Annotated in this window: 10 protein-coding genes; 7 read left to right on the forward strand and 3 right to left on the reverse strand. The window is 72.0% G+C overall.

Annotation, left to right across the window (positions count from 1 at the left end; translation table 11 throughout):
* The first annotated feature begins 20 nt into the window (after positions 1–20).
* Together ABNF97_RS32245 and ABNF97_RS32250 are read left to right on the forward strand one after the other, a co-directional pair.
* A complete protein-coding gene (locus ABNF97_RS32245) occupies positions 21–512 on the forward strand; it encodes a thioesterase family protein (RefSeq protein ID WP_349340827.1) in 492 nt (163 codons plus the stop codon).
* A complete protein-coding gene (locus ABNF97_RS32250) occupies positions 509–1,351 on the forward strand; it encodes an MBL fold metallo-hydrolase (RefSeq protein WP_349340828.1) in 843 nt (280 codons plus the stop codon). The genes ABNF97_RS32245 and ABNF97_RS32250 overlap by 4 nt, the downstream gene beginning before the upstream one ends.
* 98 nt (positions 1,352–1,449) lie before the next feature.
* Here the strand turns inward: ABNF97_RS32250 and ABNF97_RS32255 are convergent, their stop codons facing one another.
* Positions 1,450–2,388, reverse strand: a complete 939-nt coding sequence (locus tag ABNF97_RS32255) for a PfkB family carbohydrate kinase (protein ID WP_130460477.1) — start codon at positions 2,386–2,388, stop codon at positions 1,450–1,452.
* 420 nt (positions 2,389–2,808) lie between these two features.
* On the opposite strand from ABNF97_RS32255, the gene ABNF97_RS32260 reads away from it, so the two are divergent.
* Positions 2,809–3,906 carry a lytic polysaccharide monooxygenase auxiliary activity family 9 protein gene (locus tag ABNF97_RS32260; protein ID WP_486484435.1) on the forward strand — a complete coding sequence of 366 codons (1,098 nt, stop codon included), beginning with the start codon at positions 2,809–2,811 and terminating at the stop codon, positions 3,904–3,906.
* Between the two features lie 78 nt (positions 3,907–3,984).
* On the opposite strand, the gene asnB is transcribed toward ABNF97_RS32260, so the two are convergent.
* Positions 3,985–5,943 carry an asparagine synthase (glutamine-hydrolyzing) gene (gene asnB / locus ABNF97_RS32265; protein WP_130465580.1) on the reverse strand — a complete coding sequence of 653 codons (1,959 nt, stop codon included), beginning with the start codon at positions 5,941–5,943 and terminating at the stop codon, positions 3,985–3,987.
* Between the two features lie 213 nt (positions 5,944–6,156).
* Between asnB and ABNF97_RS32270 the strand changes: the two genes are divergently transcribed.
* The 3 genes from ABNF97_RS32270 (at position 6,157) to ABNF97_RS32280 (ending at position 10,050) form a co-directional block, all read left to right on the forward strand.
* Positions 6,157–7,671, forward strand: coding sequence for an aminopeptidase P family protein (locus ABNF97_RS32270; RefSeq protein WP_349340829.1), 1,515 nt, complete (start codon positions 6,157–6,159; stop codon positions 7,669–7,671).
* Between the two features lie 142 nt (positions 7,672–7,813).
* Entirely contained in the window at positions 7,814–9,547 is a 1,734-nt protein-coding gene (locus ABNF97_RS32275) for a RyR domain-containing protein (protein ID WP_165436576.1), read from the forward strand.
* A gap of 20 nt (positions 9,548–9,567) precedes the next feature.
* The gene (locus ABNF97_RS32280; protein WP_130460480.1) at positions 9,568–10,050 is read left to right on the forward strand and encodes a hypothetical protein; all 483 of its coding nucleotides are present in this window, start codon (positions 9,568–9,570) and stop codon (positions 10,048–10,050) included.
* 62 nt (positions 10,051–10,112) lie between these two features.
* Here ABNF97_RS32280 and ABNF97_RS32285 read toward each other — a convergent pair whose 3' ends face one another.
* Positions 10,113–11,147, reverse strand: a complete 1,035-nt coding sequence (locus ABNF97_RS32285; RefSeq protein ID WP_349340830.1) for an ArsR/SmtB family transcription factor — start codon at positions 11,145–11,147, stop codon at positions 10,113–10,115.
* A 261-nt stretch (positions 11,148–11,408) separates the two neighbouring features.
* Between ABNF97_RS32285 and ABNF97_RS32290 the strand changes: the two genes are divergently transcribed.
* Complete coding sequence (locus ABNF97_RS32290; RefSeq protein ID WP_349340831.1) at positions 11,409–13,043, forward strand: peptide ABC transporter substrate-binding protein; 1,635 nt, start codon at positions 11,409–11,411, stop codon at positions 13,041–13,043.
* Positions 13,044–13,080 lie beyond the last annotated feature (37 nt).

A 13,080-nucleotide genomic window follows, 5' to 3' on the forward strand; every position in this document is an offset into this window, starting at 1 on the left:
CGAACATCTACGCTTTGCTGATGGATCAGGAACACCCGGCCGGACAGGTGCCGGAGTCGGCGTCGGGCGGTGCGACGCAACCGCAGGTCAGCGGAGCCACACCCGCGTCAGAGAGCGAGTCGCAGAGCGTTTTTCCGCCGGGCCTGACCGCCCGGGTCGAGCTGACCGTCACCGACGTCGACACCGCGCAGGCGGTCGGCTCCGGCGACGTGCCGGTGCTGGGTACCCCTCAGGTGCTGGCGCTGGCCGAGGCGGCCACCGTCGCCGCCACCGCGAGCCGGCTGCCGGCCGGAATGACCACCGTCGGAATGCGGGTGGAACTCGACCATCGGATGCCGACCCCGGTCGGCCGGACCGCTGTGGCGCAGGCCCGGCTGGCCAAGGTCGACGGGCGGCGGCTGCTCTTCGAGGTGGCCGTCACCGAGGGCGCGACCACGGTTGCCGAGGGTCGGGTGGAACGGATGCTGGTGGACCGGCAGCGGTTCCTCGCGCGGGCCCAGGGCACGCCATGACGACGACCACCGGCATCGCCTTCACCGAGATCGCCGACCGGGTGTACGTGCTGCGCCAGCCGGTGCTCGACGTCAACGTGACCCTGGTGGTCGGCGACGGCGGGGCGCTGGTGGTGGACACCCTCTCCACCGCCGGTCAGGCCGCCGAACTGCTCCGCGCGGTCCGGGCACTCACCGCCGACCCGCTGGTCGTGGTCAACACGCACCACCACTTCGACCACTGCTTCGGCAACGCCGCGCTGGCCGCCGACGGTCCGGTGCCGATCTACGCCCACGAGGAGACCGTCCGGCTGCTCCGCGAACAGCCCGCGCTGGTGCGCCGGCAGGCGTACGACGAGGTGCTGCCGGCCGATCCCGGGCTCGCCGCCGAACTCGCCCGGACCACGGTGCTCGCCCCCACCCATTCGGTGCGCCGGGAGGCCACCATCGATGTCGGCGGTCGGGCGGTGCTGCTTCGCCACCTGGGCCGAGGACACACCGAGGGTGACCTCGTGGTGCAGGTGCCGGACGCCGACGTACTGGTGGCCGGTGACCTGATCGAGCAGAGCGGTCCACCGGCCTTCGATGACGCGTTTCCGCTGGAGTGGGTGGAGACCGTCGCCGCGCTACTCGGCTGCCTCACCCCGGGCACGGTCGTCGTACCCGGGCACGGCACGGTGGTCGACACCGAGTTCGTCCGGGTCCAGCACGACGACCTGGCCACGATGAGCTGGCTGATCCGCAACGGGGACGCCGACCGGGCTCCCGCCGACCGGGTGGCCCAGCGCACGCCGTTCGGCCCGGAGGCCGGCCTCGCCGCCGTCCAGCGTGGGTACGCCGAACTGCGCGGCGACGCCTGAGCCGCCGCCATCCCACGGGCCCGGTCAGCCGGGACAGCGGCCGGGCGTCCCGGGAGTCCGGTCAGCCGGGAAGCGGCGCGACCTGCCCCGGGGTCGACTCAGCCGGGAAAGCGGCGGGCGACCTGCGCCCGGGTCGGCATCGAGACCGCACCGCCGGGTGACTCGCAGACCAGCCCGGCGACCTTGAGCGCGTAGCCGACCCGGTCGGACCAGCCGGCCGGGTCCGCCGGGAGTCCCTCGGCGAGCAGGTCGGCGATCAGGGCCGCCATCACCGAGTCGCCCGCCCCGGTCGCGTCCACGGCGTCGACGACCGGCGCCGGCAGGCGTACCGCGGCGGTGTCGGCGGCGGTCGAGACCAGCGCCCCGCGCGAGCCGAGGGTGACCACGACGGTGCCGGCGCCGAGGTCGTGCAGCCGCCCGGCGGTGGCCTCGGCGGAGGTGTCGCCGTAGAGCACCTCGGCGTCGGCCGCGCTCAGCTTGACCAGGTCGGCGGAGGCGACGAACTCGGCCACCACCTCCCGGAGCCCGGCCACCGCGGCACGGTCCGGCAGGAGCCGGGGCCGCACGTTCGGGTCGAAGACCCGCAGGCCGGTGGTGAGCGCCCAGGCCCGCCGGGCAGCGGCCAGCACCGGCGGGCAGAGCAGCACGACCGAGCCGGCGTAGAGCAGCGAGGCGCCCCGGACCAGGGGTACGTCGAGATCCTCCGGCCCGAGCAGCCCGTAGGAGAGCGGTTCGCCGTAGAACCGGAAGTCGGGTTCCGCCCCGGCGAAGGTGGCCACCGCCAGCGCGGTGGGCACGGGACGGACCACCACGCCGCGCCGGCCGACCCCGGCGACGGCCAGGAGGTCGGCGATCCGCCCGGCGAGTACGTCGTCGCCGAGCGAGCCGGCGAACTCCACCTCCGCGCCGAGCCGGGCCGCCCCGACGGCCACGTTCAGCGGCGCCCCGCCGACCGCCTGCCGGTAGACCGGCTGCCCGTCGTACTCGCTGTCGAGCAGGTCGACGAGGGCCTCGCCCAGCACCACCGCGTACCCCATCCGAGCCTCCCGTACCGCCGCGCCGGCCGGGTCCCGGTGGCGGTTCCCCTGACCCTGACACATCCGCGATCCGCCCCGACCGTCGGGCCGGTCTCGGCCGGAAACATTTCATCGAGGGATTCCTATTGCCAGCGAACGGGGTTCCGTGATGCGATTGCCGGTACCGAGCCAGTGCGGGGGCTGACGCGCTGTGCCGGGTGCCGGCAAGGGGCCACGCGAAGGGCACACATCCGTGATCGGACTGTGCGCCGTGTCGCCCGTCTGCCGTCCGGCAGATTCCAGCCCACCACCTCTGGCGGGGCGGACCGGCGATATCGCAACCAGTGTCGGAAGCGGGCGCCCGTCGTCCCACGGGTCCCCCGCAGTTCGTCCGCAGCGTCGGTTACCGGCTGCGGCAGTGCCCCCCAGAAGGAGAACTCGGTGAAACGTCTTCGCAGGATCGCGGTGCTCGGCGCCGTGGCCGCGCTCAGCGCCGGTGTCATCACGGTGGTCAACCCCACCCCGGCCGCCGCGCACGGTGCCGCCATGGCACCCGGCAGCCGTACCTATCTCTGTTGGCGGGACGGTCTGAGCCAGACCGGCCAGATCATCCCGCAGAACCCGGCCTGCTCGGCCGCGGTCGCGCAGAGCGGAGCCAACTCGCTCTACAACTGGTTCAGCGTGCTGCGCTCGGACGCGGGCGGCCGGACCACCGGCTTCATCCCGGACGGGCAGCTCTGCAGCGGTGGCAACAGCAGCTTCAGCGGCTACAACCTGGCCCGTAACGACTGGCCGCTGACCCACCTGACCTCCGGTGGCAACTTCAACTTCAAGTACAGCAACTGGGCCCACCACCCAGGGACGTTCTACTTCTACGTGACCCGGGACGGCTTCAGCCCGACCCGGGCGCTGAACTGGAGTGACCTGGAGTCCTCGCCGTTCCTGACCGTGACCAACCCGCCGCAGCAGGGCGCGGTCGGCAGCAACGACGGCCACTACTACTTCAGCGGGCGGCTGCCCAGCGGTAAGAGCGGCCGGCACATCATCTACTCCCGCTGGGTCCGCTCGGACAGCCAGGAGAACTTCTTCGGCTGCTCCGACGTGGTCTTCGACGGCGGCAACGGCGAGGTCACCGGCCTCGGCCCGGGCACCAGCAACCCGACCAACCCGCCCACCTACCCGCCCACCAACCCGCCGACCAGCAACCCGACCAACCCGCCGACCAACAACCCGGGCAGCGGCGCCTGCACCGCGACCTTCCGCTCGACCGGTAGCTGGAGCGGCGGCTTCCAGGCCGAGGTGACCGTCCGGAACAGCGGCACCGCGGCGATCGGCGGCTGGACCGCGTCGTGGACCTGGGCGAACGGCGAGAGCATCGGCAGCCTGTGGAACGGCACGCACAGCCAGAGCGGCAGTACGGTGACCGTCCGCAACGCCGCGCACAACGGCAGCCTCGCTCCGGGTGCCAGTGCCAGCTTCGGCTTCGTGGGCAGCGGCACCAACAGCTCCGCCCCGACGCTGAGCTGCACCAGCTCGTAACCACCACCGCACATCACGAACGGGCCCGGCGCCGTCGGCGCCGGGCCCGTTCGCCGCGTCGGGGGACTCCCCCGCAGGTCACCGCACCATCGACCCGACCACCGGCTTGGTGAGCAGCGCCGACTGGTTGCGCTGGATGCCCGGGTCCAGGGTGCGGGCCACGAAGATGGCATGCCAGACACAGAAGATCAGCACGGTCCAGATCTTGCGGGAGTGGTCGGCCTCTCCCCGCCGGTGCTCGTCGAGCAGCCGCATCGCGTACGAGAGATCGAGCAGCTCACCGGCGCCGGAGATCGAGAAGATGTGCCGGGCCCAGTCGTACATCTCGCCGGCCAACCAGACCCGGGTCGGGGTCGGGAAGCCCAGCTTGCGCCGGTTGACGATGGCCGGCGGCACCACGCCCTGCAGGGCCTGCCGCATCGCGTACTTGGTGGCGTCGGAGCGGGGCGGCAGCTTCAGGTCCACCGGAATGCCGGCGGCGACCTCGAAGACCTCCCGGTCGAGGAACGGCACCCGCACCTCCAGCGAGTGCGCCATCGAGATCCGGTCGGCCTTGACCAGGATGTCGCCGCGCAGCCAGGTGTATAGGTCGACGTACTGCATCTTGGTCACGTCGTCCAGCTCGGTGCACTCGGCGTAGATCGGCGCGGTCACGTCGGTGTAGCGGACCGCCGGGTCGTAGCGGCGGAGCAGTTGCTGCTTCTCCTCCTCGGTGAACATCCGGGCGTTGCCGTAGTAGCGCTCCTCGATCGGGGTGGTGCCACGCTCCAGGAAGCTCTTCCCCTTGACCCCCTGCGGGATCGCCTTGGAGACCGCCCGCAGTCCCTTCTGCACCCCGCCGGGCAGCCCGTTGACCGCGCCGAGCGAGAGCGGCTCCCGGTAGATCGTGTACCCGCCGAAGAACTCGTCCGCGCCCTCGCCGGAGAGCACCACCGTGACGTGCTCGGCGGCCTTCTTGGCGACGAAGTAGAGCGGCACCAGGGCCGGGTCGGCGACCGGGTCGTCCAGATGCCAGACGATCTTGGGCAGCGCCTCCATCATCTCCCGGGGCCCGATCTTGGTCGGGATGGTGGTGACCCCGAGATGCCGGGCCGAGTCCTGGGCCACCTCGATCTCGGAGTAGCCGGGCACGTCGTAGCCGACCGTGAAGGTGAGGATGTTGGGGTTGAACTCCCGGGCCAGCGCCACCACCGCGGTCGAGTCGATGCCGCTGGAGAGGAAGCAGCCCACCGGCACGTCGGCCCGCATGTGCATCCGGACGCTCTCCCGCAACGTCTCCCGGATCCGGTCGTAAAGCTTCTGCGGCTCCTGCACCGGGGCGGGCCGGAACACCGGCCGGTACCAGCGGCGCACCTCGATCTGCCGGCCCGGGCTCCAGGTCAGGTACTCCCCCGAGCCGATCCGGTTGATCCCCTGGTGCAGGGTGCCGGGCTCGGGAACGTACTGCAACGTCAGGTAGTGCGACAGGTTGGCGGTGTCCACCCCGGCGTCACCGGCGTGCGCCGACGGCGCGAACGGCAGCAGCGCCTTCTTCTCGGAGGCGAGATAGACCCCGTCCCGGGTCTGGAGGTAGTGCAGCGGCTTGATCCCGAAGTAGTCCCGGGCGCCGAAGGCGCGGCGCTGCTGCCGGTCCCAGATCACGAACGCGAACATCCCGCGCAGCCGGGTGAGCACCTGCTCACCCCAGTAGTGGAAGCCCGCGACGATCACCTCGCCGTCACCGGCGGTGGCGAACTGGGCGCCGTAGTCCCGGGCCAACTCCTCGCGCAACTCGATGTAGTTGTAGATCTCGCCGTTGAAGGTCAGCAAGTAGCGCCCGCCCGCGTACGGCAGCGGCTCGTGGCTGGAGGCCACGTCGATGATCGAGAGCCGTTTGTGCGCGAAGACGGCGTCGGTGTACCCGTCCGGGGTGGAAATCACCTCTACCCCGGTCTCGTCCGGTCCCCGGTGGTGCAGGCATTCCAACGCACCGGCCAGGGCGTCTCGGTGTGCGCCGGCGTTGCCGTGCGCGCTGAAGAAGGCCAGGAGTCCGCACATGGCGGTCATCTTTCCACGCGGACCCGTCCGTGGTGCCGGCACCGCCACCAAGACCGAACGGTCCGCGCACGGTACCGTCGGAGCACGTCATAAGCGCAGATCAGGTCAGCCGGACGAGGGACCGGGTCGCCAGTCGGCGGGGAATCGGACCGATCCCCGGCCGGACGCCGACCACGCCTCGCGAGGACCGGGCCGGACGAGGGAGGAGCGGCGATGTCAGACGAGCGCACCGACATCACGGCGGAGCCGGCACAGGTGGAGACGGCCCGGACGGAGTCACACGACCCGGACTTTCCGGAGAAGTTCCTTGAGTTCATGCGGCAGGGCTGGCGGGGCTCCACCCTGCCGGTCGGTCCCCGACCCGAGGTGCCGAACCACGCCAAGCGGCGCGCGGCGCTCTCCGCCGCCCTCCCCGGCGAGACCCTGGTGATCCCGACCGGCCCCGAGCGGGTACGCGCCAACGACACCGCCTACCGGTTCCGCCCCGGCAGCGACTTCGTCTACCTGACCGGCGACCACGATCCGGACAGCGTGCTGGTGATGCGCCCGAACGGATCCGGCCATGACGCGGTGCTCTACATGCGCCCCCGGTCGTCCCGGGAGTCCGACGAGTTCTTCCGCAGCCGCAACGGCGAACTCTGGGTCGGCCGCCGGCACACCCTGGCGGAGAAGTCGACCGAGCTGGGCATCGAGACCGCGCCCCTGTCCGACCTGCCGGCGGCGCTGGCCGACTGCGCTCCTGGCCGGACCCGGGTGCTGCGCGGGCTGGATCCGTCGGTGGACGGCGCGGTGCGGCCGTACGATCCGCCGCAGAGCGAGGCGGAGGACTCCGACCCCCGGCTGGGCCGGGACCGCGAACTGGCGGCGCTGCTGTCGGAGCAGAAGCTGGTCAAGGACGAGTGGGAGATCGCCCAGCTCCAGGAGGCGATCGACGCCACCGTACGCGGCTTCGAAGACGTCGCCCGGGTGCTGCCGGCCGACCGTCCGGTCAGTGAACGGCTGCTGGAAGGGGTCTTCGGGCTGCGGGCCCGGCACGACGGCTACGACGTCGGCTACAACTCGATCGTCGGCTCCGGCGAGCACGCCACGATCCTGCACTGGATCCACAACACCGGCATCACCCGCCCGGGCGAGCTGCTGCTGATGGACATGGGAGTGGAGGGGCGGCACCTCTACACCGCCGACGTGACCCGGGTACTGCCGGTCTCCGGCACCTTCTCCCCGCTGCAACGCCAGGTCTACGACATCGTGTACGCGGCCCAGCAGGCCGGCATCGACGTCATCCGGCCCGGGGTGACCTTCAAGGACGTGCACCGCACCTGCATGCGGGTGCTCGCCGAGGGGCTCGCCGAGCTGGGTCTGCTGCCGGTCAGCGTGGACGAGGCGATGGACGAGACGTCGATGGTCTACCGTCGCTGGACGCTGCACGGCTTCGGGCACATGCTCGGCCTCGACGTGCACGACTGCGCCAACGCGCGCAAGGAGAACTACCGGGACGGCACCCTCGGCGAAGGGTACGTGCTGACCGTCGAGCCGGGGCTCTACTTCCAGCCCGAGGACGACCTGGTCCCGGCCGAGCTGCGTGGGATCGGCATCCGGATCGAGGACGACGTACTGGTGACCGCGGACGGTGCGGTGAACCTCTCGGCCGGGTTGCCCAGCCGGGCCGACGAGGTGGAGGAGTGGCTCGCCGCCCAGCGCGCCGCCGGCTTCCGGCTGCCGGGCTGAACCGCCCGGCTCGGGTCGCCGGCCGGGCACCCCGGCCGGCGACCGGGCCGGCACGAAGGAATGATCGTTTCACGTTCGCTGCCGACACCCCGCGACGGTACGATGGCGCTGCGTCGTCGCACCGGACAGCAGGAGAGGTGTGGTGCCCGGATACAGCCTCGGCGAGCCACCCCGCGCACCGACCAAGAGTGTGCTCAGACTGGTGTTCGCGCTCGCCGGGGTGGTCGCCTTCGTCTGCGGCTACGTCGGGCTCGCGCAGCACCTCGAAGGCACCGGCGGCTACGGCGACAACCCGTTCGACCTGATCTACTACGACCTCCAGCTCTTCGTGCTCGGTGCACCGCCGCTGGACGAGGGCGGCCCGTTTCCGCCGCTGCTCGACTTCGCCCGGTTCGCGGCACCGGCCGTCACCGCGTACGCCGTGGTGGAGGCCTGCCGGCTGCTCTTCGCCACCGAGCTGCGCCGGCTGCGCGACCGCAACGCCCGGGGACACGTCATCGTCTGCGGCGACGGCCTGGTGGCGGACACCCTGGCCCGCCGGCTCCGGGCCGCCGGCCACCGGGTGGTGGCGGTTCGTTCCGACGACACGGCGCCGTCCGGCCCCGGCCGGGTGGCCCGGGCCGCCCGCGACCCGAACGTGCTGCGCGGCGCCGGCATCGGTCGGGCGAAGGCGGTCTACGCGTGTACCGAGGACAGCGCGACCAATGCCGCGATCGGCCTGGCGGCGGCCCGGCACGGCCGGTCCCCGCTGGCCGTCTACGCCCAGGTCGGCGACCCTGAACTCTGCCTCGCGTTGCAGGCCCGGCACCTGGGGCTGGCCCGGCACCCCGGCGCCCGGCTGGACTTCTTCAACATCGACGACCTGGCCGCCCGGAAGCTCTTCGCCGAGGACCCGCTGACCGCGGTGGACGGCCGGCCGCCCCGGGTGGTGGTGCTCGGCGCCACCGCGTTCGGCCGGGCGGTCCTGGTCGAGCTGGCCCGCAGGTGGCGGGTACGTGACCCGCACGGCGCCCGGCTGGTACCGCTGGTCCTGGTCGACGAGGCGGCGACCCAGGCGGCGGCCCAGCTGACCCACCGCTATCCGTTCCTGTCCCGGGTCTGCCGGATCATCCCGCTCGACGGCGGGCTCGGCGAACTGCTCGGCCAGCTCCCCCGGGCCGGCTTCCCGCTCCCGCCGGATCGGGTCTTCATCTGCTACGACGACGAGGAGCGGGCACTGAAGACGGCGCTCACCGCCGAGCAGCTCTGGCACGGCGGGCCCGGCTCGATGGTGGTCCGACTGGACCGGCTGGCCAACCTGCGGGAGGCGTTCGGCTCCGGGCACGGCCTCGGCGTCCTCGACGATCTCTCCGGCGCGCTCCGGCTCTACGGCGTGGTGCACGCCGCCTGCGACCCCGCGCTGATCGGGGACGACCTGGTGGAACGGCTGGCCCGGGTGATCCACGAGAGTTACGTGGTGGCCCGCCGCCGGCACGGCGAACGACTGGACAGCAATCCGGCGCTGGTGCCCTGGGAGGAGCTGCCGGAGTCGCTGCGCCGGGCCAACCGGGCCCAGGCCAAGGACATCGGCCGGAAGCTGCGCGAGTTGGGCTGCGCCCTGTCACCCCGGGTCGGGCCGGGCGACGAGCACGCCCTGGAGGAACCGGAGATCGAGCGACTGGCCATCCTGGAGCACCAGCGCTGGCTGACGGAGCAGGTGGCGAGCGGGTGGCGGTACGCGCCACACCGTGACGACGAGCGGCGGCTGCATCCGGCGTTGAGCCCCTGGGAGGATCTACGGGAAGATCTCCGGGAGCGTAACCACGAGGCGGTCCGGGAACTCCCGGTCATCCTGGCCGACGCGGGCTTTCGGATCGTCCGCGTCGGGCACGCGTAACCACGAACGGACGGTGCTGGATGGCCCGCATCGGTGTCACCGGGCACGTAGTACTCGCCGACGGCACGGCGGAGCTGGTCTACGCCCGGCTCACCGAGGAACTGCGCCGGTACGCCGGGCCGGAGCTGCACGGGATCACCTGTCTCGCCGACGGCGCCGACCAGCTCTTCGCCCGGGCGGTACTGGCCAGCGGCGGGAGCTTCGAGGCGGTGATCCCGGCCCGGGACTACCGACGGCGGGCGGTACGGGCACACAACCTGCCCGCCTTCGACGAGCTGCTGTGCCGGGCCAGCTCGGTGTCGTACATGCCGTACGCGCGCTCGGGACGGGAGGCGTACCTGGCGGCGAGCCTGGAGATGCTGCGCCGCTGCGAGCGGCTCTTCGCGGTCTGGGACGGCAACCCGTCGGCGGACGTCGGGGACACCGCGGACGTGGTCCGGGCGGCGCAGTCCCGGGACCTGCCGGTGACCGTGCTCTGGCCGGCCGGCGCCCGCCGCCGCTGACCTGTTGGGCAGGGCCCCCTCTACAACAGGAAATGATAGGCGGGGGCCTTCCTTGCTTCTCGTCAGCGGCGGCTGATGGCGTCGTTACCGGTGAGCAGGGCTCGGGCCAGCGGGGTGAGCGTGTGGTGGGCGGCCTTGCCGTGCCGGGTGGTCCGCAGCAGTCCGGCGTCGCGGAGCACGCTGGCGTGCTGCGACGCGGACGGGGTACTGATGCCGGCCCGCCGGGCCAGGTCGGTGGTGTTCGCGCCGACCAGGGCGGCCCGGAGCACCGCCGCCCGGGATCGTCCGAGTAGCGCGGTCAGCGGATCACCGGTGGTCGCCGCGGCGCCGAGTGCGTACGCCGGGACCGGCCGGTGCCCCGGGGCACGACCGCCGGGGGTCCGGGGCCGGCGTACCGGATAGGCCAGCACCACCGAGTCCGGTTGGCCACCGACCCAGAGCTTCCGGGCGAAGACCGACGGGACCAGCAGCAGGCCGGCACCGTTCGGGCGGAGGTCCAGGTCGACGGCGGAGGTCACCGAGAGTATCGGGTTGCGCCAGGCCGCCCACGGGTCGAGCATCGCCAGCAGCGCCTCCACCCCGCCGGTGGCCAGGGCACGGCTGCGCTCGTTGACGTCGAGCCGGACCACCGACTCCCAGTGGGCCAGGTCGGCGGCGATCCGACGGTCGTAGTAGCCGCGCACCGCGGCGGCCAGGCTCCGGGCCCGGCCCACCGAGGTGGTGAGCAGCCAGGCGAGCGCGCCCTCCAGGGTCCGGTCCGGCGAGAGCGGGGCGAGCAGGTTGACCGAACCGGCGCGACCGGTCGGGGCGGGCTCCGACCTGCCCCGGCCCCCCGGGCCTGCCCCGGTCGACTCGACCAGCTCGCGCAGCCAGTCGGCGAGGTCCGGTACGGCCACCCGATCCGCCACGCCGTCGGCCCCGGCCCCGGCCCCGGCCCCGGCCCCGGTTCCGGCCCCGGCCCCGGTTCCGGCCCCGGCCCCGGTTCCGGTTCCGGTTCCGGTTCCGGCGAGGCTGACCACCACCTCGTACAGCGGAAGGGGCGCGGGTGCGATCCGGGTCCGGGCGATGTCCTCGGGGCCCAACCAGATCCGGATCATCACCACCTCCACGCCTGAGGCCGGCCGCACCGCACGGCGGTTGTCTGCTCACCAGACGCGCTCGCCCCGGCGCCGAGTTGTCGGCTCTCCGGACGGTTTGGACCCAGTCAAAAGCATTGCCGGGACAGGCTGATCGGCTCGTAACTGGGAGGCAGGAGCCGGCCGTAGACGGCGCGGTCCGGCCGGACGGACGACCGTCGCGCCCGGCGAGGTCACGCCGCCCGGTGGCTCGCGGTGCGGCGCCGATGCGAAGGAGTCTCCATGTCGGTGTCCAGACGGATCATCTGGAGCGCGGCGGTGCTGGCCGCCGTACTCGCCGCGACGGGGTGCAGTGGCGACGGTGCGGACCCGAGCACCCCGGACGCCGACGCCGTGGTGCGGATCGGGATCGCCGAGCCGCAGCACATGATCCCGTCGAACACCACCGAGAGCGCCGGGGCGCAGGTGCTGGCCGCCCTCTACACCCCGCTGGTCGATTTCGACGAGCACAAAAAGCCGTTCGAGGTGGCGGCCGAGTCGATCGAGTCGACCGACAACAGACTGTGGACGGTGAAGCTCAAGCGCGGATACACCTTCCACAACGGCGAGGCGGTCACCGCCGACAGCTACATCAACGCCTGGAACCACGCGGCGTACGGGCCGAACGGCAACGGCGGGGCGTACTTCTTCGGTCAGATCGAGGGGTACGACGACCTCCAGTCGACCGATCCGGACGGCGAGGGCCCGCAGAAGGCACCGGAGCCGAAGGCGAAGAAGCTGACCGGTCTGAAGAAGGTCGACGACCTCACCGTCACCATCACCCTCACCGCGCCGTTCGCCGAGTTCGAGTCGGTGCTCGGCTACCACGTCTTCGCGCCGCTGCCGAACGCCGCGTGGGCCTCGGACGGGGTGTTGAAGGAGGGCTTCGAGGAGGCGCCGATCGGCAACGGCCCGTTCAAGATGAAGGGGAGCTGGCAGCACGACAGCCGGATCGAGGTCGAGCGGTACGACGCACACCCCGGGCCGAAGCCGAAGATCGGCGGCGTGGTCTTCCAGATCTACCAGGCGTTGGCCGCCGACTACGCCGACCTGCTCGCCGGGAACAACGACGTGACCCGCCAGGTGCCGACCGAGGCGCTGGGCAGCGCGCCGGGTGACCTGGGCGACCGGTTCAGGAAGAGCCCGCTGTCGTCGTTCCAGTTCCTCGCCTTCCCCACCTTCCAGCCGGAGTTCGCCAAGGCGGAGGTACGCAAGGCGATCTCGATGGCGATCGACCGGGACGAGATCGTGAAGGCGGTCTTCAAGGACTCGCAGACCTCCGCCCGGTCCTTCGTCTCCCCGCTGGTCGCCGGTGCCCGACCGGACACCTGCGGCGAGGCGTGCCAGTTCGATCCGGTGAAGGCCAGGGCCGCGTACCAGGCGGCCGGGGGGCCGGCGAGGTTGCAGATCTCCTTCAACGGCGACGGCGGCCACCAGGCGTGGGTGGAGGCCACCTGCAACCAGCTCTCCAGCAACCTCGGCGTGGACTGCACCAGTACGGCGGAGGCCCGCTTCGCCGACCTGCTGAACAAGGTGGAGGCGAAGACCCCGGTCGGGATGTTCCGGATGGGCTGGTCGATGGACTACCCGTCGATGCAGAGCTACCTCGGGCCGCTCTACACCACCGACGGGTCGTCGAACTACTACGGCTTCAGCAACGCCGAGTTCGACCGGCTGGTCGCCGAGGGCGAGCGGGCGCCGAACCAGGAGGAGGCGATCAAGAAGTACCAGGAGGCGGAGCAGATCCTGGCTCGGGAGATGCCGGTGATCCCGCTCCGGTTCGGGCAGAACAACTTCGGGCACTCCACCCGGGTCGGCAACGTCGAGATGGACGCGTTCGGCCAGGTCGACCTGCTGAAGATCGAGGTGACCGGCTGACCTGCCGACGGCACGGACGTGGGGGGGGGGGGCGTGG

Source organism: Plantactinospora sp. B6F1 (genome assembly GCF_040120695.1).
GTDB lineage: Bacteria > Actinomycetota > Actinomycetes > Mycobacteriales > Micromonosporaceae > Plantactinospora.